20 protein-coding genes are annotated in these 23,699 nt (G+C 67.8%); 9 read left to right on the top strand and 11 right to left on the bottom strand.

The features are described 5' to 3' along the window. The first annotated feature begins 16 nt into the window (after window positions 1–16). Both efeO and efeB read left to right on the top strand, forming a co-directional pair. Entirely contained in the window at window positions 17–1,156 is a 1,140-nt protein-coding gene (efeO, locus tag ACIA58_RS00190; protein ID WP_396401396.1) for an iron uptake system protein EfeO, read from the top strand. Continuing rightward, entirely contained in the window at window positions 1,153–2,403 is a 1,251-nt protein-coding gene (efeB, locus tag ACIA58_RS00185; RefSeq protein ID WP_396401395.1) for an iron uptake transporter deferrochelatase/peroxidase subunit, read from the top strand. The genes efeO and efeB overlap by 4 nt, the downstream gene beginning before the upstream one ends. On the opposite strand, the gene ACIA58_RS00180 is transcribed toward efeB, so the two are convergent. The 5 genes from ACIA58_RS00180 to ACIA58_RS00160 all read right to left on the bottom strand — a co-directional run bounded on the left by ACIA58_RS00180 (window position 2,396) and on the right by ACIA58_RS00160 (window position 7,572). Continuing rightward, window positions 2,396–2,839 carry a MaoC family dehydratase gene (locus ACIA58_RS00180; protein WP_396401394.1) on the bottom strand — a complete coding sequence of 148 codons (444 nt, stop codon included), beginning with the start codon at window positions 2,837–2,839 and terminating at the stop codon, window positions 2,396–2,398. The genes efeB and ACIA58_RS00180 overlap by 8 nt on opposite strands. A 4-nt stretch (window positions 2,840–2,843) precedes the next feature. Next, the gene (locus ACIA58_RS00175) at window positions 2,844–3,683 is read right to left on the bottom strand and encodes a carbohydrate ABC transporter permease (RefSeq protein ID WP_396401393.1); all 840 of its coding nucleotides are present in this window, start codon (window positions 3,681–3,683) and stop codon (window positions 2,844–2,846) included. Then, complete coding sequence (locus ACIA58_RS00170; RefSeq protein WP_396401392.1) at window positions 3,676–4,656, bottom strand: carbohydrate ABC transporter permease; 981 nt, start codon at window positions 4,654–4,656, stop codon at window positions 3,676–3,678. The genes ACIA58_RS00175 and ACIA58_RS00170 overlap by 8 nt, the downstream gene beginning before the upstream one ends. 88 nt (window positions 4,657–4,744) lie before the next feature. Then, window positions 4,745–6,064 carry an ABC transporter substrate-binding protein gene (locus tag ACIA58_RS00165; protein ID WP_396401391.1) on the bottom strand — a complete coding sequence of 440 codons (1,320 nt, stop codon included), beginning with the start codon at window positions 6,062–6,064 and terminating at the stop codon, window positions 4,745–4,747. Between the two features lie 437 nt (window positions 6,065–6,501). Continuing rightward, window positions 6,502–7,572, bottom strand: a complete 1,071-nt coding sequence (locus ACIA58_RS00160; RefSeq protein ID WP_396401390.1) for a LacI family DNA-binding transcriptional regulator — start codon at window positions 7,570–7,572, stop codon at window positions 6,502–6,504. Between the two features lie 83 nt (window positions 7,573–7,655). Here ACIA58_RS00160 and ACIA58_RS00155 point away from each other — a divergent pair, with 83 nt between their 5' ends. Together ACIA58_RS00155 and ACIA58_RS00150 are read left to right on the top strand one after the other, a co-directional pair. Then, on the top strand, window positions 7,656–9,284 hold the full coding sequence (locus tag ACIA58_RS00155; protein WP_396401388.1) for an acyltransferase: 1,629 nt from the start codon (window positions 7,656–7,658) through the stop codon (window positions 9,282–9,284). 44 nt (window positions 9,285–9,328) lie between these two features. Beyond that, window positions 9,329–10,663, top strand: coding sequence for an FAD-binding oxidoreductase (locus tag ACIA58_RS00150; protein ID WP_396401387.1), 1,335 nt, complete (start codon window positions 9,329–9,331; stop codon window positions 10,661–10,663). A gap of 109 nt (window positions 10,664–10,772) precedes the next feature. Here the strand turns inward: ACIA58_RS00150 and ACIA58_RS00145 are convergent, their stop codons facing one another. From ACIA58_RS00145 to ACIA58_RS00130, 4 genes are read right to left on the bottom strand one after another with little or no spacing between them, the layout of a single operon-like run. Beyond that, window positions 10,773–13,289 (bottom strand): hypothetical protein, encoded by a 2,517-nt coding sequence (locus ACIA58_RS00145; protein ID WP_396401386.1) that lies wholly within the window; start codon window positions 13,287–13,289, stop codon window positions 10,773–10,775. A gap of 10 nt (window positions 13,290–13,299) precedes the next feature. Next, a complete protein-coding gene (locus ACIA58_RS00140; RefSeq protein WP_396401385.1) occupies window positions 13,300–14,610 on the bottom strand; it encodes an ABC transporter substrate-binding protein in 1,311 nt (436 codons plus the stop codon). A 17-nt stretch (window positions 14,611–14,627) separates the two neighbouring features. Continuing rightward, the gene (locus ACIA58_RS00135) at window positions 14,628–15,488 is read right to left on the bottom strand and encodes a carbohydrate ABC transporter permease (RefSeq protein ID WP_396401384.1); all 861 of its coding nucleotides are present in this window, start codon (window positions 15,486–15,488) and stop codon (window positions 14,628–14,630) included. Continuing rightward, window positions 15,488–16,459, bottom strand: a complete 972-nt coding sequence (locus tag ACIA58_RS00130) for a carbohydrate ABC transporter permease (protein ID WP_396401383.1) — start codon at window positions 16,457–16,459, stop codon at window positions 15,488–15,490. Before ACIA58_RS00130 ends, ACIA58_RS00135 begins: the two co-directional genes overlap by 1 nt. Window positions 16,460–16,700: 241 nt before the next feature. Here ACIA58_RS00130 and ACIA58_RS00125 point away from each other — a divergent pair, with 241 nt between their 5' ends. Continuing rightward, the gene (locus ACIA58_RS00125; RefSeq protein ID WP_396401382.1) at window positions 16,701–17,798 is read left to right on the top strand and encodes a hypothetical protein; all 1,098 of its coding nucleotides are present in this window, start codon (window positions 16,701–16,703) and stop codon (window positions 17,796–17,798) included. Here ACIA58_RS00125 and ACIA58_RS00120 read toward each other — a convergent pair. Both ACIA58_RS00120 and ACIA58_RS00115 read right to left on the bottom strand, forming a co-directional pair. Beyond that, window positions 17,728–19,011, bottom strand: coding sequence for an MFS transporter (locus tag ACIA58_RS00120; protein WP_396401381.1), 1,284 nt, complete (start codon window positions 19,009–19,011; stop codon window positions 17,728–17,730). The genes ACIA58_RS00125 and ACIA58_RS00120 overlap by 71 nt on opposite strands. 20 nt (window positions 19,012–19,031) lie before the next feature. Beyond that, window positions 19,032–19,628, bottom strand: coding sequence for a helix-turn-helix domain-containing protein (locus tag ACIA58_RS00115; protein ID WP_396401380.1), 597 nt, complete (start codon window positions 19,626–19,628; stop codon window positions 19,032–19,034). Window positions 19,629–19,789: 161 nt separating this feature from the next. Between ACIA58_RS00115 and ACIA58_RS00110 the strand changes: the two genes are divergently transcribed. The 4 genes from ACIA58_RS00110 (at window position 19,790) to ACIA58_RS00095 (ending at window position 23,669) form a co-directional block, all read left to right on the top strand. Continuing rightward, entirely contained in the window at window positions 19,790–20,155 is a 366-nt protein-coding gene (locus tag ACIA58_RS00110; RefSeq protein ID WP_396401379.1) for a hypothetical protein, read from the top strand. Window positions 20,156–20,282: 127 nt separating this feature from the next. Next, window positions 20,283–21,518 carry a class I SAM-dependent methyltransferase gene (locus tag ACIA58_RS00105; RefSeq protein ID WP_396401378.1) on the top strand — a complete coding sequence of 412 codons (1,236 nt, stop codon included), beginning with the start codon at window positions 20,283–20,285 and terminating at the stop codon, window positions 21,516–21,518. Further along, complete coding sequence (locus ACIA58_RS00100) at window positions 21,515–22,615, top strand: hypothetical protein (protein ID WP_396401377.1); 1,101 nt, start codon at window positions 21,515–21,517, stop codon at window positions 22,613–22,615. The genes ACIA58_RS00105 and ACIA58_RS00100 overlap by 4 nt, the downstream gene beginning before the upstream one ends. Before the next feature lie 73 nt (window positions 22,616–22,688). After that, on the top strand, window positions 22,689–23,669 hold the full coding sequence (locus ACIA58_RS00095; protein WP_396401376.1) for a GNAT family N-acetyltransferase: 981 nt from the start codon (window positions 22,689–22,691) through the stop codon (window positions 23,667–23,669). Window positions 23,670–23,699 lie beyond the last annotated feature (30 nt).

Genomic DNA, 23,699 nt, shown 5'->3' with positions numbered 1-23,699 from the left:
CCCGCTCAGGAGAACCATGTCCAGCTCATTGCCCCGCCGGGCCGCCGTTCTCGGCGTCGTCCTCAGTATCGGCGCGCTGACCGCGTGCGCGAAGGACGAGCCCGCGGCCAAGGACGACGGCACCGGTCCGGTCTCGGTGAAGGCGTCCGACTCGGGTTGTGACCTGAGCCGCCGCGACGTGAAGTCCGGCACCAGCACGTTCTCGGTGTCGAACGGCGGCAGCAAGATCACCGAGTTCTACGTGTACGCCGAGGGCGACCGGGTGATGGGCGAGGTCGAGAACATCGGGCCGGGCCTGAAGCGGGACCTGATCGTCGAGCTGCCGACCGGCAAGTACCAGGCGGTCTGCAAGCCGGGCATGGTCGGCGACGGGATCCGCGGCGACCTGACTGTGACCGGTGACGCGCCCGCGCAGGTCGACACCGACACCGAGCTGAAGCAGGCCACCTCCAGCTACCAGCGCTACGTGAACTCGCAGGCGATCGCGCTGGAGCAGAAGACCACGGAGTTCGTCACCGCGGTGAAGGCCGGCGACGTCGCGAAGGCGAAGGCGCTCTTCCCGGTGTCGCGGACGTACTGGGAGCGGATCGAGCCGGTCGCGGAGTCGTTCGGCGATCTGGACCCGAAGATCGACGCGCGGGTGAACGACGTGGAGCCGGGCACCGAGTGGACCGGCTACCACCGGATCGAGCAGGCGCTCTGGGTCTCCAACTCCACCAAGGGCATGGAGAAGTACGCCGACCAGCTGCTGACCGACGTGAAGACGGTGGTGGCGAAGGCCAAGGTGGTGAAGCTGACGCCGCTGCAGCTGGCCAACGGCGCGAAGGAACTGCTCGACGAGGTCGCGACGGGCAAGGTCACCGGCGAGGAGGACCGCTACTCGCACACCGACCTGTGGGACTTCCAGGCCAACGTCGAGGGCTCGCAGGCCGCCATCCAGGCGCTTCGCCCGGCGCTGCAGTCGCGCGACGCGGCGCTCGTCACCCAGCTCGACACGAGCTTCAAGGCAGTCTTCGCGGCCCTGGACAAGTACCGCACCGGCGAAGGCTTCAAGCCCTACACCGCCTCCGAGCCCGAGAAGAAGGCCCTCGGCACAGTAGTCGACGGCCTGGCCGAGCCCGTCAGCAAAGTAGCCGGAGTAATCGCGAAGAAATGACCGAGCGTAAGGGAATCTCGAGGCGCGGCCTGTTCGGGGCCGCGGGGGCAGCGGTCGCCACTGGAGTCGCCGGGTACGCCGCGCACTCGGCTCTGGCCAGCGAACCGTCACAAGCGGCTGACAACACCGGGCCGGTGGAGTTTCATGGGCCGCATCAGGCTGGGATTATCACGCCGGCTCAGGATCGGCTGCACTTCGCGGCGTTTGATGTGACGACGACGAGTCGGGACGAGCTGATCGCGCTGCTGAAGGAGTGGACCGCCGCGGCCGCGCTGCTGACGGCCGGCCGCGACATCGGTCAGTACGGCGCAGTGAACGGACCGGACGAGGCCCCGCCCGAGGACACCGGCGAGGCGGTCGGTCTGCCGCCGGCGCGGTTGACGCTGACCGTCGGGTTCGGGCCGACCCTGTTCGACAAGCGGTTCGGCCTGGCCGCGAAGCGCCCGAAGGCCTTGGTCGACCTGCCGCACTTCATCGGCGACGACCTCGACCCGACGCGCTCGTACGGCGACATCGCGGTACAGGCCTGCTCGGACGATCCGCAGGTCGCAGTACACGCGATCCGCAACCTCGCGCGGATCGGCTTCGGACGGGTCGCCGTACGGTACTCCCAGCTCGGCTTCGGCCGTACGTCGTCGACATCGCGAGCCCAGTCGACGCCACGGAACCTGTTCGGTTTCAAGGACGGCACGGCCAACCTCAAGCTCGAGGACGCCGACAAGCTCGAGCAGCAACTGTGGGTGCAGCCCGAGGACGGCCCGGACTGGATGGTCGGTGGGTCGTACCTGGTGTCGCGGCGGATCCGGATGAACATCGAGATCTGGGACCGTACGTCGCTCGGCGAGCAGGAAGGCATCATCGGCCGCGGCAAGGGCACAGGTGCTCCGCTGGGCAAGGCCGACGAGTTCGACACGATCGATTTCAACGCCAAGCAGGCCGACGGCCAGCCGAAGATCCCGGCCGACTCACACGTCCGTCTGGCCCACCCCAACTTCAACAAGGGCGCGGAACTCCTGCGCCGCGGCTACAACTTCGTCGACGGCTCCGACGGTCTGGGCCGCCTCGACGCCGGCCTCTTCTTCCTCGCCTACCAGCGAGACCCGCGCAAACAGTTCATCCCCATCCAGAACCAGCTCGCCAAGAACGACACGATGAACGAGTACATCCACCACGTAGGCTCCGCCATCTTCGCCTGCCCACCTGGCGTAACCCCCGGCACCTACTGGGGCGAAAAACTCTTCAGCTAGGCCTGACGGCGAGGAAGTTCAGCACCTCACACGAGAACACCACGACGGCGTCCTGGTTGAGCAGCTCGGTGCGGGTCCGTACCAGCCCTCGATCGGGCTTGGACTTCGAGACGCGTGCCTCGAGTACTTCGGTGCGCAGCCGCAGTACATCCCCCGGACGGACCGGCGCGTGCCACCGGAGCTCGTCCACTCCCGGTCCGCCCAGGCTCGCCACCTTGGACAGATACTGGTCGGCGTACAGCCGCATCATCAAGCCGGCGGTGTGCCAGCCGCTGGCGATCAGCCCCTTGTACGGACCGTCGGCCGCCGCATCAGGGTCGACGTGGAAGTACTGCGGATCGAACTGCTCGGCGAACTCGATGACGTCGGCCTGGTCGACGGTGATCGTGGCCGGGTGCTCGACGGGAGCACCCGGTACATAGTCCTCGAAGTACATCCGGCTATTTAACCGCGCCCGCGGTAACACCGGCGACGAAGTGGCGTTGGGCGAGGAGGAAGCCGATGACTACTGGGACGCTGACTACCAGGGCTGCTGCCATGATCTGGTTCCAGTAGATGTTGGTTTGGGTGGAGTACTGGCGCAGGCCTACGGACAGGGTGCGGTTGGCTTCGGTGGTCATCACCGAGGCGAACAGGACCTCGCCCCAAGCCGTCATGAACGAGTAGATCGCGACCGCGATCACGCCCGGTCGCGCGGCGGGCAGTACGACGCGCCACAGTGCGCCCATGGGTCCGCAACCGTCGACCAGCGCGGCTTCGTCCAGCTCGCGGGGGATGCTGTCGAAGTACCCGGCCAGCATCCAGATCGAGAACGGCAGGCTGAACGTCAGGTACGTGATGATCAACCCGAGCCGCGTCCCGACCAGCTGCAGCCCGAACGAGTTGTTGATGTTCACGAAGATCAGGAACAACGGCAGCAGGAACAGCACACCCGGGAACATCTGCGTCGACAGCACGGTCGTGGTGAACGCCGTCCGCCCGTGGAACCGGAACCGTGACACCGCGAACGCGGCCAGGATCGCGATCGCCACCGAGAACACCGTCGCCGACACGGACACGATCGTGCTGTTCACGAAGTACCGGGCCAGCGGCACCGTCTTCCACATGTCCACGAACGGCGCGAGCGTCAGGTTCGACGGCCACCACGAGAACGCGCCCTGCACGTCCTTCAGCGGCTTGAGCGACGACGTGATCATCACGTACAGCGGGACGAGCACGAACAGGCCGAGCACGGTCAGCACGACACCGCGGTAGATCTTGAAGCCCTGGGTCTCACGCACGACGCGACCTCCTTCCGGTGACGAGCAGGTATGCGCCGGTGACGATCATCAGGAAGATCAGCAGCAGTACGGACATCGCCGCCCCGGTGCCGAAGTTCCAGGTCAGGAACGACGCGTTGTAGATGTGGAACGTGATCAGGTCACCGGCCGGCGGCTGCGCCGTACCGAACAGCACGTACGGCGTGTTGAAGTCGCTGAACGTCCACAGGAACAGGACGAGGACGAGGACGAGGTTGACCGGCCGCAGCGACGGGAGGGTGATGTTGCGCCACTGCCGGAGGTTGCCGGCGCCGTCCACCGACGCGGCCTCGTACAGGTCGCCCGGGATGCTCTGCAGGCCGGCCATCAGGGTGAGGAACGCGAACGTCCACAGCTTCCAGGTCGCGACCGTGATCAGCGAGACCAGCGCGTTGCTGCCGATCAGCCAGAACGTCCGGCCGTCGGTGAGGTGCAGCTGGTTCAGCACGTGGTTCACCGCGCCGGTGTCGCGCTGGAGCATGAAGTTCCAGGTCAGGATCCCGGCGTACGCCGGCAGCGCGTACGGCACCAGGAAGAAGGTCCGGATCACACCTCGGCCGCGGAACGGCGGCTGCAGCGCGACCGCGGCGGCCATCCCGAGCACCCAGGACAAGGCGACGGTGATCAGCGAGAAGGCGACCGTGACGCCGAACGACTTCAGCAGGCCCTCGCCGACTGCGTTGTTGAAGTCCAGCGCGACCTTGTAGTTGTTCAGCCCGGCGCTGGGCGCGGCCGACCAGTTCGCGATGAAGAACTTGGTCAGCTTGATGAAGCTCATCCAGATGCCGACCACCATCGGGATGATGTGGATCAGCAGCTCGGCCAGTACCGCCGGCGCCAGCAGCAGATACGGCAGCCATCGGTTCAGGCCCGGGCGGTGTTCGGGGCCGCGCCTGGTCTTCTTCTTCGCAGGCTTCGCGGCGGCCGGCGTCGCTTCCTGTATGGCGACGGACATCCTGGTGGTCGCCTCCTGTCTGTCGGATCGATGGTGGGCTGACGTGGTCAGTGGCCCGGACGGGTCGTCCGGGCCACTGAGCGCGCGGTCAGCTACCTGCGGCCACCTGATCCTGGGCCGTCTTCAGGGCCGCCTTCACATCGTCGGCCGTGACCGTCCCGCCGGTGGCGATCTTGGCGAACATCGAGTTCATCGCCTTGCCGACGGTGCTCTCGAACTGGTCCTCGGCCGGCACCAGCGGCAGCGGCTTGGACTTGGTGTTGTAGACGTCGGCGAAGGTCGCCGCCTCGGCCGCGTCGGTGGTGAACACGGGCTTCGCGTCCTTGAGCACCGGCAGCGAGGAGAACGGCTTGCCCAGCGTGGTCTGGGTGGTCGCGTCCGTCATGTACTTGACGAACTTGAGCGCCGCGTCCTTGTGCTTGGTGTTCTTGAACACCGACAGGTTGATACCGGCCACGTGGCTGGCCACCTGCTCGCCACCGGACGGCGCCGGGAACGGCACGACGCCGTACTCGCCGGCCTTCATGCCGTTGGCAACGATCGAGGAGTCCGCGTTGTTCTGGTTGATGACCATCGCGACCTTCTTGGTGGCGAAGTCGTTCACCGACTTGGTGCCGTTGTCGTACTGCGCGTTCGACGGGTTGGCGACCTTGTCCTTCTGCATCAGGTCGAGGTACCGCAACACGCCCTGCACGTTGCCGTCACCGGTGAAGGTCGGCTTGCCGTCCTTGTCGAACCAGTCCGCCTTGTTCTGCGCGGCGTTGATGAAGGCGAAGTGCACGTTCTCGGTGTAGCTGCCGGCCGCCAGCGCCATACCCCACTGCTTCTTCGCCGGGACGGTCAGCTTCTGCGCGTCGGTGACCATCTCTTCCCAGGTCTTCGGCGGCTGCAGACCGGCCGCGGCGAACATCGCCTTGTTGTAGTACAGGCCGTAGGCCAGACCGTAGAGCGGAACCGACGTCGGGTCGGTGCCTTCCTTGCCGCCGGTCGCCAGAGCCGTCGGCACGAACTTGTCCTTCCCGCCGATCGCGCCCATCGCGTCGCCGTCGAACGGCAGGAACGCGTCGGTCGCCTGCAGCGAGGCCGCCCAGGTGTTGCCGATGTTGACCACGTCCGGCGCCTGGCCGGAGGTGATCGCGGTCTGGATCCGCGTCTGCAGATCGTTCCAGCCGATCACCTCGAGGTTGACCTTGATGCCGGTGTCCTGGGTGAACTTCTGCAGGACCGGGGTCAGCACCTCCTTGTCGTTGTCCAGGCTGGTGCCCTGGTTGCTGGCCCAGTAGGTCAGCGTCTGGTCACCACCCGAGCCGCCGCCGGAGGAGTCATTCTTGTCGCCACCACCACAGGCAGCGAGGCTGATTCCCATCGCGGTCGCCGCCACCGCGGCTACAAACGAACGCAGTCTCACGTCGGACTCCCTCGTCCTGTCGAGCCTTCACAGGCCTGCGAAGGCGGATCGGCCCCATACTGACCTAACCGGTTAAGTTTCGAAACCCTAACCGGTTCAGTTCCGGGGTCTTCGTTACGACCTCGTGACTGATCCAACCTCTCGCGCGCCCCCGGCAAACGCAATCCAACACCCTCCGAATCCGAATGAATTCACAGAGTCTTGGCAGATGAGTGGTTCACCCCTCAAATCGCCCCTTCGCCAACTGCCTGCGGGTGGGAAGGCGGCCGTTTGGAGGGTGAACCTGTCGATTCGCCCTCCCGGCGGCATGCTGGTGCGAAAGGGGCCGTTCGAGGGGTTAACCCCTCGAACGGTCCCTTCGCTGGCCGCATGCGAGTGGTGGAGGGACCATTTGAGGGGTGAACCTCTCAAACGGCGGCTGGCGGGGCGGAGGTGGTTCAGGCGGCGGGGCCGCTGGAATCCCGGGCCTGCAGTTCCCCGGGCGGGGCTTCCTCGTGCATCTCGGTCTCGCCGGTGACGATCCGGAGCAGGAGATCGGCAGCCGCCCGCCCGCGCTCCATCGTCTTCTGGTTGACCGCGGTGATGCCGGGCCGGGCGAGTTCGCACAGCGGCGAGTCCTCCCAGGCGAGGATCGACACCTCGGCCGGCACCGCCGTACCGAGATCCATCGCCACCCGCAGCGCCGCGACCGCCATCAGGTCGTTCCCGAGCACGATCGCGCTCGGCGGATCTGGATCGGCCAGCAACTGCCGGGTCAGCTCGGCGCCGTCGTCGTAGCGGTAGCTGCCTTCGATCTGCCGTACGGCGACGCCGCGCCGCTCGGCCTGCTCCTGCAGGACCTGCACCCGCAACCGCTCGTGGACGAACGTGAACGGCCCGCTGATATGCGCGATGTTGCGGTGCCCGAGCTCGACCAGATGATCGAGCAGCAGCTCGACCGTCTCCTCCGACGAGCTGATCAACCGCCCGACCGAATCGTCGGGCGCGTTCGAACTCACCACCACGCACGGAACCCCGAGCTCCTTCAGCAGCGGGATCCTGGGGTCGTCGTCATGTTCGTCGAACAGGATGAACCCGTCGACCCGTCCCTGCCGCGACCAGCGCCGCAGTACGTCGAGATCCTCGCCGTGCTCGCCGGTGAGCCGGAGCAGCAGCGACGAGTCGACCTCGTTCAGGTACTGCTCGATGCCGACCAGCGTGCGCATGTAGAAGGCCTCGGTGGAGATCAGCGCCGGGTCGCGGGCGATCACGATCCCGATCGTCCGGGTCCGGCTGGCCGACAGGGCGACGGCGGCGGAGTTCGGGTGGAAGCCAAGCTCCTCGGCCAGATCGAGCACCCGCCGGCGGGTCTCCTCGCTGACCCCGGCCCGGCCGTTCAGCGCGTACGAGACCGAGGCCTTCGAGATCTGCAGGCGGCGTGCGAGGTCGCTGATCGTGACCCGACGGCTCCGGCCTGTCGTGGCACGACCGTCGTCGGCGTTCTCGCCGTCCGCCAGAGATGTCGTCATCGCCCGCTACCCCGCACGGACGGGAGGTTAGCACCGGCGATCCGGGGCTATCGGTTCTCCCAGTATTTGGATAGCGTTTTCCCATGACGTCTCGTGAGCCGTTGCGACTGGATTTCCTGCCCTGGGAGTTTCACCGGAAGGCCTCCGCCGAGGAGCGTGCCCGCCAGGCCGACCGTCAGGCCGGGCTGGGCGGGACGGTCGACCTGGCCACCGACGTGTACGTCGCGGAGTCGGCCGCGGTGTTCTGCGACGAGCTCCGGATGGGGGAGCGCTCGTACATCGCGGCGCACGCCTACGTGACCGGCAAGATCACCCTCGGGTCCGACTCGACGATCAACCCGTTCGCGACCGTGCGCGGCGAGATCAGCATCGGCGACGGGGTCCGGATCGGCGCGCACACGTCGCTGCTCGCCTTCAACCACGGCACCGCGGCCGGTACGCCGGTCTTCCGGCAGCCGATCACCGCCCGCGGCATCACGATCGGCGACGACGTCTGGATCGGCTCCAACGTCACGATCCTCGACGGCGTCACCGTCGGACCGCACACGATCATCGGCGCGGGAGCCGTTGTGACGAAGGACATTCCCGCCAACTCAGTGGCCGCCGGCAATCCTGCCCGCGTCCTCCGCTCGCGCACTGGAGCTTCCATGTCAGGTGACCTGCGCACCAAACTGTCCGAGTTCGCCGCGAAGGCGCGCTCGCAGGTGGACGATGTACTCGCTCGCTGCTGGGACGGCGAGCGTTTCGTCGACCGTCCCGACCTCGGCCATGAGCCGGCGGTGCGCCCGTGGTGCGACGCCATCGAGATCGCCGATCTGCTGGTACGCCGTACTCCGCTCGGACACACCCGCGACGACCTGGTCCGTCGGCTGCGTCACCGGCAGGACCCGAAGACCGGACTGGTCGCACCAGGAGACCTCTCGGACGCCGGGCTGGACCTTCCGGACGACTCCGAACTCTCTGTCCTCCAGGGCCCGGCCGGCTACCACGTGCTGTGCGTCGGTTACGCGCTCCAGGTCCTCGACAGCAGCTTCGAGCACCCGATCGACACCACGTTCACCTTCGCCGACCTGGACAATTTGCCCTGGGCAAGAAGGTCCTGGTCGGCGGGGTCCGGTATCGACCATCTCGGCACCGCAATCGCCCGGAATCTCCATGACCGCGGCGAATCCGGGCCGCTCGAAGCCCTGATGGGTTGGCTCGTCACGCGGGTCGATCCGGCGACCGGTGCTTGGGGACACCAACATCCCGACGACGGTTGGCTGCAGGTCGTGAACGGCTTCTACCGCCTCACCCGAGGCACCTACGCGCAGTTCGGCCTCCCGCTGCCGTATCCGGAGCGGGCGGTCGCCACTGTCCTTGCCCACAGCAACGACCGGCGCATGTTCACCGGCGACAACTACAACTCCTGCAACATCCTGGACGTCATCCACCCGTTGTGGCTGGCCCGCAAACAGACGACGTACGGCGAGCAGGACGCCCGCCGCTGGGCCGAGGAACAACTCCGCGCGATCCTCCCGCGCTGGGTCGACGGCGCCGGCTTCGCGTTCGCCCCCGACGGCACCGACGACCGCGCGATCCCCGGCCTCCAAGGCACCGAGATGTGGCTCGCCATCATCTGGCTGCTCTCCGACTACCTGGGCCTGTCCGACGCCCTCGGCTACCGCCCCCGCGGTGTACACCGCCCCGAACCTCTCGTCAGCCTCCACTGAACCTGGGATACCGCTGGCGAAGAACTCGCGGGATCGTGGTGGGTATGGACGAGTTGCGGCAGGTGCTGAGCGGGCGGTTGGTGGTCCCGGGGGATCCGGACTGGGAGCAGGCGCGGCGCGCGTGGAACCTGTCCGTCGACCAGCAACCCGCGGCGGTCGTGGAGGCGGCCGGTCACAACGACGTCGAGTTCACGGTCGCGTACGCCGGCGCGCGCGGCCTGAAGGTGGCTGCGCAAGCGGGTGGCCACGGTGCGACGCGTGCGCTCGACGGGACGATCCTGGTGCGCACCGACGCGCTCGACGACATCTGGATCGACTCGCACGCCCGCATCGCGCGGCTCGGCGCCGGAGTGCGCTGGGGGACCGTGCAGACCGCGCTGGACGGCACCGGACTGACCGGACTGCCTGGCACGAGCAGCAACATCTCGGTGGCCGGCTTCTGTACGAGTGGTGGGTTCTCGTGGTTCTCCCGTCCGTTCGGGAGTGGTGCGGGCAGCCTGCGGTCCGCGGAGATCGTCGACGGGACCGGGTCCCGCCGGCGGATCGACGACGCGGTCGACCCGGAGCTGATGTGGGCGCTGCGCGGTGGCGGCGGGAACTTCGGCGTGGTCACGTCGATCGAGGTGGAGCTGCATCCGGCTCCGGAGATCACCGGCGGACGGCTGATGTTCCCGATCGAGCAGTCCGAGGCGGTGCTGACGGCGTACGCGAAGGCTACGCAGGAGGCGCCGGAGCAGGTGACCTTGTGGGCGTACCTGATCCACTACCCGCAGTCGGCCGCGCTGCCGGACGCCGTACGTGGGAAGTCGTTCTGCATGGTCGATGCCATCACGCCGTACGCACCGGAAGCATTGGAAGGAGTGCTTGCGACCATCCGTGCGGCCGGGACACCTGTTGCTGACGCGTTCGCTCCGCTGTCGCCCAGCGGCGTCGCGGAGATGAATGCGGTGCCTGCGCCGCCACAGGCGCTTTCGCTGATCACCAGTACGTTCGACGAGCTCACGCCCGAGCTGATCGGCACCCTGCTCGAGTACGCCGGTCAGCCGTCCCTGATCTTCCAGGTGCAGATCAGGCACCTGCGGGCGAGCGGTGAGGTCGGTCACCCCGGGGTGGCGGCGGCCGACCCGGCAGCGCAGTACATGGTGCTGGCCGTCTCGATCGTGCCCGTACCGGAGCTGCAGGAGCAGGCGGAGGCGGCACTGCGGTCCCTGAAGGACACACTGGCCCCGTGGCACGCCGGTGGGATGCCGCCGACCGGCCTGTCCGCCTGGGAATCGCTCCACGAGTCCATCAGCGAGCCCGACCTCGCCAGACTCCGCGAGATCAAGCAGCGGGTCGACCCGCTCGGGGTCATGGTCGGCAACTACCCACTGGTGTGAACCAGCCGGACGGGGGTCCACTAGCCTGAGCAAGTGGACCCCCGGACCCGTCGACTCATCACCTCTGTCGTGCTGGCAGCGCTCGTCGCGATCGTCGTGATCGCAGCCATCATCCGGTGACGGTCGCCGAGCCCAGTACGACGTACGGCTGGTTGGACAGATCGGCGTCCAGACCCGGGTAGAGCGCCTGCCCACCGTCGCGGTGCCGCACGCTGAAGAAGTACATCAGCGGGTACGCCGAGTCCGTGTAGCCACCGTCGATCGTGCCGGACAACGTGCGCCCGGACAGCTCCATCGGCACCTGCTGCCAGGGCTTCGACTGGTCCACGTGCCGGTAGTGCAGTGTTGCGCCGATCACATCCAGAGCCACTGCCTCCAGCGAGAGCGTGACCGGTTTGCCGCGTTCGAAGCTCGCCGGCACCGGGTGCTCCACTCCAGGCGTGGCAGGCCGCGCCGGTGCTGCAGTCAGCTGAGTCGGCTGCGTGCTCGTAGCTTCTTGTAGTTCCTCGGCGAGGGCTGCCAGGTCGGTGTCCATGTCCGGGATCCGATCCGCCCAGTGCCCGTGCTCCGACGCCTCGATGCCGAACCGCAGGTCCCGCTGGTAGACGCCGTCGACGATGGCCGGAATCTCGGCGTACGCGTCCCGCGCCGACTGGTAGGTGCGCAGTGCAGACTCCAGTGAGCTGAGGTCCCCAGTCGTCCGGAAGGTCGAGTAGTCGACCGCGGCCCGGAACTTGCCGGCGAAGAACTTGCCCAACCTGACAAGGACCTCCAGGTCGATCAGGACCCGGCGTACCTGCGGGTCCGACTGGTCCGCGCCGGCCCGTACGTTGTCGAGGCCTGCCTGCCCGTCGGCGACCAACTGCTCGATCCACGCGGCCACCTCGAGCGGCGTGTACTTCGCCGACACCGAGCCGTCCGCCAGCGCCGCGACGTACTCGTCGATGCCGTAGAACGTCGTCGGGTCGAACGGGCTGACGCCACCCCAGTTCGCCGGCGGGTCGGTGTCGCCGGCGTAGTGATCGGAGTGCACCCGCGAGGAGATCGGGAGGTTGAGGTAGACCTCCGGCCAGTAGCCGTTGTTCGATCCGCCGACTCCGTGGACCACCGTCACCAGCGGGAGGATCCGGCTGAGCGGACTCAGCGCGTCCTCCACGGCCGTCGCGGCCTCGCCGTACGTCGAGCGGAGGTGGCGACGCCACGTCTCGGGCTCCGCGTCGGGGTTGTAGAGGAGCCGTCCCCACAACAGGTAGCCGTAGCGGTACTTGGTCCAATCCCGGTTGCCGGGCAGCTTGAGGTCGTCGCGGACATAGGGGTCCCGCATGCCGGGCTCGCCGCTGCCGTGACGTCCCTTGAAGAACAGGGGTTCACACAGGTCGACACCACGGGATCCACCGAACGTCGACAACCGCCCGTACCCGGCCGCGATCGCGGGATCGCCCCACGCCAACAGCTTCTGGGTCCCCGGCCAGACCCGGAACATCAGGTCGACGGTCCGGTCCTCGCGCAGGAAGTCGCCGTACCCGTAGCGGGTGAACCGGCGGGAGAACTCGGTGATGCCCTTCATCTCGTGGCCGGCCGGGATCGGCTTGGCCGTCTCCTTGGCCCGGATCGAGGCCTGGTGGTACGGCAGCCCGACGTGCTCGGCCCAGTACTTCGCGGACAGCACCGGGGACAGGTTCGGCAGGTCGACGGCATCGAGCAGGGCTTGGTCGACCCCCTTGGCATGCATGTCGATCTCGAGCGGCCGGCCGACCGAGTTCGCGCCCTCGAAGACCGAGCGCCAGAAGACCTCGTGCTTGTCGTCGGGGATGCCGCCCTCGTAGTGCACCCGGAACGTGAGCCCGTCGATGTCCGGACACTCGGTCAGCAGCTTGGCGATGCCGGCCTTGCAGTACGCCGCGTGGTTGTCCGGGCCGATCCCGCTGATCGGGTACCGGTGGACCGAGTCCCGGCCGTAGTCGTAGGCGTGGTTCCACAGACCGAGCTGGAACTTCAGCCCCCGGCGCTTGCTCTCGGCGGCGATGAAGCGCAGGGTCTCCAGGTTGCGCTTCTGCTCGTCCGCGCCGACCCCCTCGGCCCGTACGTCGTAGCCGTCCACGTCGAACAGGAACGGGTACGCCAGGCACAGGTAGTTGTCGGTCGCGCCGCGCCGATCGGCGCCGTAGTTGTACTGCATGCCGAGCGCCAGGTGGAACCGGTTGAACCGGGACGCGGCCAGCCAGGTCAGGTACTCGGTCCAGAACTGCTGGTCGTGGAACCAGTCCGTGTCCTCGTCCACGCTGGAGAACGACCGCACGACACCCCGGACGGGTACGGCGGGCTGCTCGGCGAACGGCGTCGTACCGGCGAGATCCGCGCCCGCGGCCACTCGGTCCGCCAGCTCCAGCACTCCGCACCGGAGGCCGATCTCATCGTTGCTGACGACAACGATCTCGTCGTCGACGCGGACGACGGCGTACGACTCTGGCGCGTCCGCGACGGCCGCGGTGGGGATCTCGTCGGGCGTGGCCAGCCGGACCGGCGGGTCGGTGGCGGTGATGCCCTTCTCGGCCAGGGCTTGGACGAGCTGCTCGATCGCCCAGCCGGCGGTCCGGCCGGTGGTGACAGGGTTCTGCTCTTTCATCGGGCTCCAATCACTTGCCGTCGAGGGTCTTGCCGGCGTCGGCCATGAACTTCGGCACGGCCTGCTTGATCGAGATCTTCTTGAAGGCGATGTCCTGGCTGACCTTCAGCAACAGGTCGCCGACCGCCGTCGAGGCGGCCGGGGCTGCCTGCGGCGGGGCGAAGGAGTTCTTCAGGGCCAGGTCGGTGTAGGCCAGCACCTGCTTCTCGCTCGCCGACAGGTCACTGCCCTTGAGCAGTACGTCGCGGCCTTCGGCCGAGGCCGGCGGTCCGCTGATCAGCCGCAGCGTCTTCGCGGCCTCCGCGCCGTTGGTGAACCAGTTGATGAACGCGGCGGCGTCGTCCGAGCGCTGACTCTTGGCGTTCAGCGACAGGTAGCTGCTCGGCGCCGGGAAGGTCCCGCACTTGCCGCCCGCGGTGTTGCGCGGCGGCAGGGTGATGTCGATGGTGTTCTTGGTCAGATCCTGGAAACCGCCCTTGAGGTTGGGCGTGTGGATGTGCGCGAGCGCCGCCTGCTTCTTGACCAGCGGACTGGTCGGCCAGTCGCCGTACTTGGCCTGGGCGGCGATGTCGGCGGGGATCGTGCCGCCGGTGGCCCGGAGCGCGGCCCAGTACTCGAACCACTCGGTCAGCGCGGCGTCGGTGAAGGCGAGCGCGCCGTCCTTGTACAGGTCCTGGCCCATACCGCGCAGGAAGATCTGCAGCGACGCCGTGTCCCCGCTGGGATCCTCCGCGCCGTAGATCTTCTTGCCGGACTTCTGCCGCACCTGGTTGGCCAGGGTCGCGAACTCGGCCCAGGTCCAGGTCTCCTTCGGGTGTTCCAGACCGAGTTGGTCGAGCACTGTCACGTCGTACCCCATGCTGTACGCGCCCATCGCGACCGGGATACCGAACTGCTGGCCCTTCAGCTGCCCCTGGACGAGCAGGTTCTGGTCGAGCGGTTTGGTGTCGATCGGGTCCGGGATGTACTTCTCGAGGGACTGCAGCGCTCCGGCCGCGCCGTACTGGCCGATCCGGGCGATGTCGATGTTGATCACGTCCGGGGCGTTGCCGCCGGCCATCTGGGTGGCGAGCTTGTCCCAGTACTCCGCGGTCGCGGTGCCCTCGAAGACCATCTTCACGTTCTGATGGCTCGAGGTGTACTGGTCCGCGAGCTTGCCGCGCAGGCCGAGCTTGGTCGGGTCCCCGTAGCTCGAGAAGCGGACCGAGTTCTTCGCCTCCTTGGCGGCGGGGTCGAGGTTGCAGGCGGCCAGCAGAGGTGCGAGTACGCCGGCCGCGAGTCCGGCCTGCAAGAAGCGCCGCCGGTCGATGGGTGTGGTCATGAGTGGTTCCTTTCGGGCTAGCCCTTGAGGCCGGTCGTGGCGATGCCCTCGACGATCCGGCGCTGGGCGAGGAGGAAGACGATGAAGGTCGGCACCAGCGACAGCACCGACATGGCCAGCAGCTGCCCGTACGACGATTGGCCGGTCGCGTCGACGAACCGCCGCAGCGCGACCGGGACCGTCTCGCTGCTGGGATAGGACAGGTAGATCAGCTGGGAGAAGAAGTCGTTGTAGGTCCAGATGAAGGTGAAGATCATGGTGGTGATCAGCACCGGTCCGGTCAGCGGCAGGATGATCCGGCTGAAGATGCGGACCTTGCCGCAGCCGTCGATCATCGCGGCCTCGTCCAGCGTGCGCGGGATCGTGCGGATGAACTGGACCATCAAGAAGATGAAGAACGCGTCGGTGGCCAGGAACTTCGGCACCACCAGCGGGAGATAGGTGTTCACCCAGCCGAGGTGGAAGAACAGCACGTACTGCGGGATCAGCAGCGCGTGCGCCGGCAGCATGATGGAGCCGAGCATGATCGCGAAGAACACCTTCTTGCCGCGGAACTCCAGCCGGGCGAACGCGTACGCCGTGAGCGTGCAGGCGATCACGTTGCCGGCCACGGCGAGCACGGCGATCAGCATGGAGTTGATGTAGAACCGGGTGAAGGTGGGGTCGGTCGCCGTCCACCCGGCGATGTAGCTGCGCGGGTCGAGCGAACTGGGGAACGGGTTGAGCTGCGAGAAGATGTCGGACTCGTCCTTGAAGGAGCCGCCGACCATCCACAGCAGCGGATAGACCATCACCAGGGTGCCGGCGATCAAGGCGACGTGGGTGAGCCACCTGCGGGTGCGCCGCCGGGCTGCGGGAGCGTGCTGGAGCGTCGTCATCAGCGGTCCTCGTAGTAGACCCAGCGGCGGGCGAGCCCGAAGTTGATCAGCGTGAAGATCGCGATGATCAGCAGCAGCACCCACGCCATCGCGGAGGCGTAGCCCATGTTCAGGTTCGTGAAACCCTGCTGGTACAGGTAAAGCGTGTAGAACAACGTGGAGTCCGACGGGCCCCCGCTGCCGCCGCTCACGACGTACGCCGGGGTGAAGGCCTGGAACGCCTGGATGATCTGCAGCACCACGTTGAAGAAGATGATCGGCGTCAGCAGCGGCACGGTGACCGACCAGAACCGCCGCCATGCGTTCGCGCCGTCCACCGACGCGGCGTCGTACAGCTCCTGCGGTATCTGTTTGAGCCCGGCCAGGAAGATCACCATCGGCGAACCGAACTGCCAGATGTTCAGCAGCACCAGCGTGTAGAGCGCCGTGTCGGGATTGGAGATCCAGCTGCGGCTGCCGACGCCGAAGAACGCGAGGAAGGCGTTGAGCACGCCGTCGTCGTCGAACAGCTGACCCCAGATCACCGCGATCGCGACGCTGCCGCCGAGCAGCGAGGGGATGTAGTAGATCGACCGGTACAGCGCCATCCCGCGCATCGGCCGGTTCAGCATGACGGCGACCGCCAGCGCGAATCCCAGTTGCAGCGGGACGGTGAGCGCGACGTAGATGAAGGTGACCTTCAACGACTGCAGGTAGCGCGGGTCGTCGGTGAACATCTTCACGTAGTTGCCGAAGCCGTTCCAGGCGGGGGACTGCAGCAGGTTGAACCTGGTGAACGACAGGTACAGCGATCCGAGCAGCGGCGCGGCCGTCAGCAGCACCAGGCCGGCGAACCACGGGAGCAGGAAGACGTAGGCGACCCGATCCGTGCGCCGGGTGGGTTTGAGGCGTGCTGCCGGAGGGCCGCCGGGAGGAACGTCGGCTGTCGGCTCACCGCCGGACGGAGCAGAGACCTCGGTTCTCATGCTCATGGTGGCCTCCTCTCAGGAGTCCTTCTTCACCGATGTAGAAACTGGCTGGAAAATCGGCCGAGACCTTCGGATGGGTTCTCCGGAAGGGCATCGGCCGGTGTTTGGGCGCGTGCAGGCATCCACTTTGTGGAAGTGGTGTTCCGCTATGCGAGAGATTAAGTGACCGCCGGGCGATCCGCAAGAGCGGAGTGCATTCGTATTCATAAGCGTGAAACCGGGGCCGCCGCTAAGGTTCTGGCGCATGAGCTCCAGTGGGCGGTCGTCGTACCTGATGCGGGCCGGCCTGGTTCGCAACGTGCGGTCGGGGGAGCACCTGACCACGTTCGTGGTGTCCGGAGTGGCGACGGTGCTGGTGACGCGGCTGATCCTCAGCCTGAGCGGCTACCCGCAGATCGGCGGCAAGGGGCTGCACATCGCGCACGTTCTCCCCGGCGGACTGCTGATGCTGATCGCGATCTCACTCCTGCTCGGGTACGTCGGACCCGTGGTCCGGCCGGCTGCGGCGACTGTCGGCGGGATCGGCTTCGGGCTGTTCATCGACGAGGTGGGGAAGTTCGTCACCTCGGACAACAACTACTTCTACAAGCCGACGGCGGCGATCGTGTACGTCGTCTTCGTGCTGATCGTGCTGGGGTTCCGGTTCCTGACTACGCGGCGGCCGATCGACCCGCGCGAGGAGCTGGCCAACGTCATCGACCACGCCGTCGAGGGGGTCGCCGGCGGCCTGTCCCGGCGTCGTCGCGCGGAGGCGTCGGAGCTGCTGCGCGCGGTGCCCCGGCAGATTCAGGGGCGGCAGGAGACCCGGGAGCTGCTGGCCGCCTGCCCCGCCGACGAGGTCGAGCTGGCCGCTCCGGTCGACGCGGCCTGGCGGGCGCTGCAGCGTGGGTTCGAGCGGCTCGCCACCCACCCGAAGGCGCCGCGCGTCGCAGTCGCCGTACTCGCCGCTCAGGTGGTTGGTGCGCTGGTCATCGCGATCGTCGTCGGTAACGGCCTCAATCACCTGCCGGTGCTCGGGGTGACCGCGGGAAGCTTGCTGTCAGCAACGTTCACCGTGCGCGGTGCATTGACGCTGCGCAAGGGCAATCGGGTCAGGGCGGTGCGGCTGTTCGAGCTGGCGGTCCTGGTGTCGCTGCTGATGACGCAGGTCTTCCAGTTCGCCGCCACGCAGTTCGCGGCCGCCGGTGGGATGCTGCTGGACCTGGTGATGCTCGGCCTGCTGCGCGCGGAGCGGGACCGGATGCGGCGTGAGCTGGAAAGCGCCACGAAGGTCAAGGCGTTGCGACTGCCACCCGATCCCGATCAGCCGCCGTTTCCGGAGGATCCGTCGGATCCGGTGTAGCTTTCCAGTTCTCGTGCCGGCCGATCAGCACCGGTGACATGGTCGCGATCAGGTAGATCGCGCCGCCGGCAAGCGCCGCGGGCGCGAAACCGATCGCGGCGATGGCGACGCCCGCGACCACGCCACCGAGCGGTACGCCGGTCCAGCAGGCGGCATTGGTCAGCGAGTTGACCCGTCCGAGGAGGTGGTGGGGGATCCGTTCGACGCGGATGGCGCCGAGGATCGGGTTGATGAAGCCGGCTCCGATGCCGCCGACGGCGTACACCGCCATCAGGGCCCAGACCGGGGCGTCGCTCGCCATCGCGACGAACCGCGGTGCTCCGGCGATGAGGAAGGCCAGGGTGAAGATCAGCTTGCGGGGGATCCGGTCGCCGATCGCCGAGGCCAGCAAGGCGAACGCGGTGGCCGTCACACCGAACGCGGTGAGGACCAGACTGGTGTGTCCGGGGCCGTAGCCGTGCGATTTGATCCAGACCGGCAGCAGCACCGTGCTGGTCGCGGCGTCGAGCAGATTGGTCACGGCGATCATGGTGACCAGTGGGAGCAGGAGCCTGTCCGTGTGGAGGAAGTGCCAGCCCTCGAGCAGCCTCTGGCCGTAGCCCTGCTCCACCTCGTCCATGGATTCCTGCTTGGCGTGCTTCGGGATCCAGCGGGCGATGAGGAGCGCGCAGATGCCGAACGACGCGGCGTCGATCCAGAGCGCGTTGACCGCGCCGACCAGGGTGATCAGTCCGCCGGCCAATGCGTACGCGAAGAAGCCGGCGAGGCGTTCCGTCGTACTCTCCAGGCCTGTCACTCGCTCCAGCGGAACCTTTGCCGCACGGGCGATGTCGGGGATGAGTGTCTCCTTGGCGGAGTCGCCTGGTCCTCGGCAGGCGCCGGCGATCGCAACCAGCACGAGAAGCGCCGGAAAGTGCAGTAGGCCGAGTGTGTGCAGCAGCGGCACCAGACCGACTATCGCCGTACTCGCGGTGTCCGCGACGATGCTGATCCGGCGTGCTCCGACCTTGTCGATCAACGGCCCGCCCGCGACCTTGACCAGGACCAACGGCGTCATCTCCGCCATCGCCACCAGACCGGTCTTCACCGGCGACCCGGTGGTGATCAGCACGAACCAGGGGATCGCGATGGCGCTCACCCTGGTGCCGCAGACCGACACCACGTTCGCCACCAGGAACGCGATCAGCGGCGCCCGGTTTCGCTTGTCGCTCATCTGCCTCACCCCTTGTCCCGCTACCGCGTCTCGCGCGGGAAGGCCTGGATCTGGACCGTCACCTGCTCGGCGCCCTCCGGCAGCGGAGCGGTCAGGTCGGGTGTCTTGTACTTCTCCAGCACCGCCACGACCTCGTGCATCATCGCGTCGAGCTGGTCGGCCCGCAGGTGGAAGAAGTAGTCCCCCAGCAGGCTGGCGTCGCGCCAGTCCGCCGGCATCGTCTGCATCGCGTCGATGAAGCCGAAGATGTTCTCGGCGTACGTCTGCCCGACTCCGTGCAGGAAGCCCAGGGCCAGCTCGGGCTCCTGCTCCAGCAGCTCGGCCTTGTTGAACTCGGTGCCTTGGTGGGCGGCCTTCCACCAGCGGTCGCGCGCGTTGCCGCGGCTGTCGTCCTCGACCACCAGGCCGGCGTCGGCCAGCTGGCGGAGGTGGTAGCTGGTCGCGCCGGTGTTCACGCCGAGCCGGCCGGCCAGGGTGGTGGCGGTCTGCGGTCCGTAGACCCGCAGGAGGCCGACGATCCGGTTCCGCATCGGGTGGGCCAGGGCCCGCACCAGGTGGCGGTCCAGCCGGACTGTCCGCGCCGGCTCCGTGCTCTCGGGCTCGTTCTCGTCGCTCATGGCCTCGAGCATAGGACTGCAAAGACTCTTTGCAAAGAGATTTTGCAAAGAAGTTGTGCGGTTGGTTGTCCACAGGCTGCGGATCGGTGCGTCCGGGCGGGTGGGGATCGCGGCATCTTCTCTGTCGACCACGCATCCACCGTGAATGGAGAGAACCAGTAATGATGCGCGTGATGCTCGAGGACGCCGACTACTGCGACGTCCCGGCCGACCTGATGACGTTCGACGACGGGGCGGTGGTGTTCTGGCGCGGGGGCGAGGAGGTCGGCCGGCATCGCCAGGCCCGGATCCGCTCCCTCGAGCTGCTCAACCCGCGCTCGATGACCCGCAAGATCGAGCAGGCCCGCAAGAACCACCCGAAGGCCTTCAGCCAGTGGACCCCCGAGGACGAGCAGACCCTGATCGAGATGTTCAACAAGCGCGCCACCAAGGAAGAACTCGTCGACGCCCTCGGCCGCCAGGAAGGCGGCATCGCCACCCGCCTCCGAGCCCTGGGCCTCCTGACCGACGACCAAAAACTCGAATGACCCCGTCAGGCCGACCGGCTCGAGGGCCGCGTCCAGCGGAGGAAATGTACGGGGAGTTCGGGGGGTGCGACGGTGGGTTTCCGAGACCCTTTTGAGATCGGGGGCAGGGGTCGGAGACAATGGCGCGATGCAACCAGTGGTGCGGGCGGACGAGCCGGCGCGGTCGGCGGAGGCCGGCGCGCTGGAGATGGTCCGTGCTGCCCTGCTGGACCAGAGCAGTCTGGTGCGGGCGCTCGCGTCCGGCCGGCGCCGCGGGCTCGAGCCGCCGGCCTACCTGCGGGTCGAGGTGCGGTACGTCGATCTGAAGGGGCAGCGGCACCTGCAGATCACCGAGTTCGACGAGCGGCAGGCCCACACACGCAACGTCGCCGCCGACGACAGGGCGAAGGCGGTCGACGAGCTCCTCGGCCTGCCGTACGGGTCATGGCATGTCGAGACGACGAGCGAGACGTTGCGGCTTCGCTACACCAAGAAGGGCAAGGAGCTGCTGCACCGGCAGGACGACAGCCGGGAGCAGGAGACCAGCCACGACCGGGTGAAGCAGCGGGCGCTCGATCCGGCCGCGCCGTTCCTGATCGAGCTCGGCATCAGCGACCACCAGGGCCGGGTGAAGCCGTCGCGGCAGGCGAAGTACAAGCAGATCGACGAGTTCTGCAAGCTGCTGGAGCCTGCGCTCGACGAGGCCATCGGGGCCGGGCGGATCGCGGCGGACCGGCCGCTGCAGGTCGTCGACCTCGGCTGCGGGAACGCGTACCTCACGCTGGCGGCGTACCACCTGCTGTCCGCGGCCGGGCACGACGTGCGGATGACCGGCATCGACCACAACCCGGCAGCCCGCACGCGGAACGCCCGGGTGGTCGAGGCGCTCGGCTGGCAGGACCACCTGCGGTTCGTCGACGCGACCATCGAGGCGGCCGAGCTCGACGTCCGGCCGGACGTCGTGCTGGCGCTGCACGCCTGCGACACGGCCACCGACGACGCGCTGGCGCGGGCCGTCGGCTGGGAGGCTCCGCTGGTGCTCGCGGCCCCATGTTGTCATCACGACATCCAAAAGCAGCTCAAGAGCGTCACACCACCGGCGCCTTATGCGTTGATGACGCGATATGGCATCGTTCGTGAGCGGTTTGCCGACGTCCTGACGGATTCACTGCGGGCGGCGGTGCTGCGACAGGTCGGTTACCGGGTGGAGGTCGTGCAGTTCGTGGACAGTCAGCACACGCCGCGCAATCTGCTGCTCCGCGCTGCGCGGACCGGCGCGAAGCCGCCCGCCGACCTCCAGGCCGAGTACCAGGCCCTGGTCACCGAGTGGCAGGTCAATCCACGCCTGGCCCAACTCCTGCTGCCGCCCGAGGTGGTCTCGTGAGACGAGTCCGGACCGCGTTCGCGCTGCTGGGGGCGACGCTGTGCGCGTTGACCGGTGTGGCGCTTCCCACATCGGCCTCGGCGACGGTGGACGCGGATCCGACCCCGGCGGTTCCGAAGAAGCTGTTCACGATCCGCGACGAGCGGATCAAGGAGTCGTCCGGCCTGGCGAAGAGCGTGAAGCACCCCGGCACCTACTACACGGTGAACGACTCGGGCGACACCGGCCGGGTGTTCGCCATCGACGGGACGACCGGCAAGGTGCAGGCGGTACTGCGGTTCGGCGCGAAGGTGACCGACGTCGAGGCGCTCGGCGTCGACCGGACCGGCACGATCTACATCGCGGACATCGGCGACAACAAGGCCAGCCGGGAGCAGATCGAGATCTACACGATCCCGGAGCCGGAGACGCTCGAGGACGGCGACCTCAAGTACCACCAGTTCGACTTCAAGTACCCCGACGGCGCGCATGACGCCGAGACGCTGCTGATCGAGCCGGGCACCAGCCAGCTGTACATCGTGACGAAGGAGCTCAAGGGCACCGGCGCCATCTACGCCGCCCCGCCGGCCCCGTCCCGCCAGGGCACCAACGACCTCTCCAAGCTCGCACCGGCGCCGTCCGGGATCATCACGGACGGGACGTTCCTGCCCGACGGCCAACGCGTGGTCCTGCGGACGTACACCGACGTCGCAACGGTTGCCTGGGGCGACACCCCGACCGCGATCGCCCGCGGCGCCGCGGTCCTGGGGCAGGGCGAGACCGTGGCGGTCGGCCCCACCGAGAACATGGTCCTCGTCGGCAGCGAAGGCGCCAACTCGGCTGTGTACCAGCTGACGGCTCCCGCCAAGGCACCCGCATCCACGCCGCCGTCCGCCGGTGCGACGTCCAAGCCGGCCACGACCTCCGACGCCGGCAGCACCAGCTCGGGCAAGAGTCACAACCTGCGCTGGATCATCGTTGGCGCCAGCCTGTTCGCGCTCATCATCACGATCGTCACGTTCCCGCCGGGCCGCCGTGAGCGCCAGGACCGGCAAGCCGAGAACGACCGCCTGACCGGCCAGTCACAACCCACCGGACACCGCCGCCCGCACGCCTGACCTCACGCCTGATCCGCACCCCAAGGACGAATCCGGAAGCTGTCCGTCCGGAACCAGGCCTAGCATCGGGGTCATGGATCACGAGTTCAGCGGCGAGATCTTCGAGTGGCGTGGTCCGGCGCCGTACTACTTCGTGCCGGTCCCGGAGCAGGAAGCTGTCGCCTTGCGGGCCGCCGCGTCGGCCGCTGGCTACAACAGTTGGGGGATGCTGCCGATCCGCGCTTGCCTCGGCAGCACCGAGTGGAAGACGTCGCTGTGGTCGAAGGACGGCGGCTACGTGCTGCCGCTGAAGGACGCTGTACGCAAGCCGGCCGGGCTGGATGCGGGCGATGAGGTGGATCTGCGGCTGACGTTCGCCGCACCGACTCGCAAGCTGGTGCAGGGGAATCAGGTGCAGGGGAATCAGGTGCAGCGGAAGCCGGCCCAGGCGAGGCGGGTTGCCGTGCCGCGGCCGGCGGGATCGCGCGAACCGGTCACCTTCGAGCAGCTCACGATCGTTCCGGCCAACGAGGCGACGCAGGAGGACCTGGAAGCGGTCTTCGCGGCCGGTGATCCAGCGCGGTGCTGGTGCCAGCGGTTCCGGATGCTGCCGAAGGAGTCGTGGGGCTCCGAAGGCCCCGACGAACTAGCCGCCCGGCTGCGTGACCAGACCTCCTGCGGAAACAAGAAAGCACAGCAGACCAGCGGCCTGGTCGCCTACCTCGACGGCGAGCCCGTCGGCTGGTGCGCCGTAGCGCCGAGGTCGGACCATCCGAGATTGCTACGCGACTTCCGCGTGCCCTGGCTCGGCCGCAACGAGGACAGGACCGACCCCACCGTCTGGGCCGTGACATGCTTCGTCACCCGCGCCGGCTACCGCCGCCGAGGCATCAGCCGAGCCCTCGCCCGCGCCACCGTTGCCTTCGCCCGTGAACGCGGTGCTCGCGCCATCGAGGGCTACCCGGACCTCGTCGATGGTGGCGCGGTCGGCACTCTCACGACCTTCACCACCGCGGGCTTCACCGAGGTGAATCGCCCGGGCAACCGCCGCGCAGTCTTCCGGATCGACTTCTGACCCTTCACAACACGAGGCAGCCGCCGCACC

The sequence above is a fragment of the Kribbella sp. NPDC051586 genome, assembly GCF_044453965.1.
In the GTDB taxonomy this organism is placed as follows: domain Bacteria; phylum Actinomycetota; class Actinomycetes; order Propionibacteriales; family Kribbellaceae; genus Kribbella.
This window is presented reverse-complemented; position numbering and strand designations above follow the sequence as displayed.

Bases quoted from the DNA above. Each gene is read 5' to 3' on its own strand.
- ACIA58_RS00120 (WP_396401381.1), bottom strand. From the start codon at position 19,011: ATGAGCGACAAGCGAAACCGGGCGCCGCTGATCGCGTTCCTGGTGGCG.
- ACIA58_RS00145 (WP_396401386.1), bottom strand. From the start codon at position 13,289: ATGAAAGAGCAGAACCCTGTCACCACCGGCCGGACCGCCGGCTGGGCG.
- ACIA58_RS00110 (WP_396401379.1), top strand. From the start codon at position 19,790: ATGATGCGCGTGATGCTCGAGGACGCCGACTACTGCGACGTCCCGGCC.
- ACIA58_RS00160 (WP_396401390.1), bottom strand. From the start codon at position 7,572: ATGACGACATCTCTGGCGGACGGCGAGAACGCCGACGACGGTCGTGCC.
- ACIA58_RS00140 (WP_396401385.1), bottom strand. From the start codon at position 14,610: ATGACCACACCCATCGACCGGCGGCGCTTCTTGCAGGCCGGACTCGCG.
- efeB (WP_396401395.1), top strand. From the start codon at position 1,153: ATGACCGAGCGTAAGGGAATCTCGAGGCGCGGCCTGTTCGGGGCCGCG.
- ACIA58_RS00180 (WP_396401394.1), bottom strand. From the start codon at position 2,839: ATGTACTTCGAGGACTATGTACCGGGTGCTCCCGTCGAGCACCCGGCC.
- ACIA58_RS00155 (WP_396401388.1), top strand. From the start codon at position 7,656: ATGACGTCTCGTGAGCCGTTGCGACTGGATTTCCTGCCCTGGGAGTTT.
- ACIA58_RS00135 (WP_396401384.1), bottom strand. From the start codon at position 15,488: ATGACGACGCTCCAGCACGCTCCCGCAGCCCGGCGGCGCACCCGCAGG.
- efeO (WP_396401396.1), top strand. From the start codon at position 17: ATGTCCAGCTCATTGCCCCGCCGGGCCGCCGTTCTCGGCGTCGTCCTC.
- ACIA58_RS00095 (WP_396401376.1), top strand. From the start codon at position 22,689: ATGGATCACGAGTTCAGCGGCGAGATCTTCGAGTGGCGTGGTCCGGCG.
- ACIA58_RS00170 (WP_396401392.1), bottom strand. From the start codon at position 4,656: ATGTCCGTCGCCATACAGGAAGCGACGCCGGCCGCCGCGAAGCCTGCG.
- ACIA58_RS00105 (WP_396401378.1), top strand. From the start codon at position 20,283: ATGCAACCAGTGGTGCGGGCGGACGAGCCGGCGCGGTCGGCGGAGGCC.
- ACIA58_RS00150 (WP_396401387.1), top strand. From the start codon at position 9,329: ATGGACGAGTTGCGGCAGGTGCTGAGCGGGCGGTTGGTGGTCCCGGGG.
- ACIA58_RS00130 (WP_396401383.1), bottom strand. From the start codon at position 16,459: ATGAGCATGAGAACCGAGGTCTCTGCTCCGTCCGGCGGTGAGCCGACA.
- ACIA58_RS00125 (WP_396401382.1), top strand. From the start codon at position 16,701: ATGAGCTCCAGTGGGCGGTCGTCGTACCTGATGCGGGCCGGCCTGGTT.
- ACIA58_RS00115 (WP_396401380.1), bottom strand. From the start codon at position 19,628: ATGAGCGACGAGAACGAGCCCGAGAGCACGGAGCCGGCGCGGACAGTC.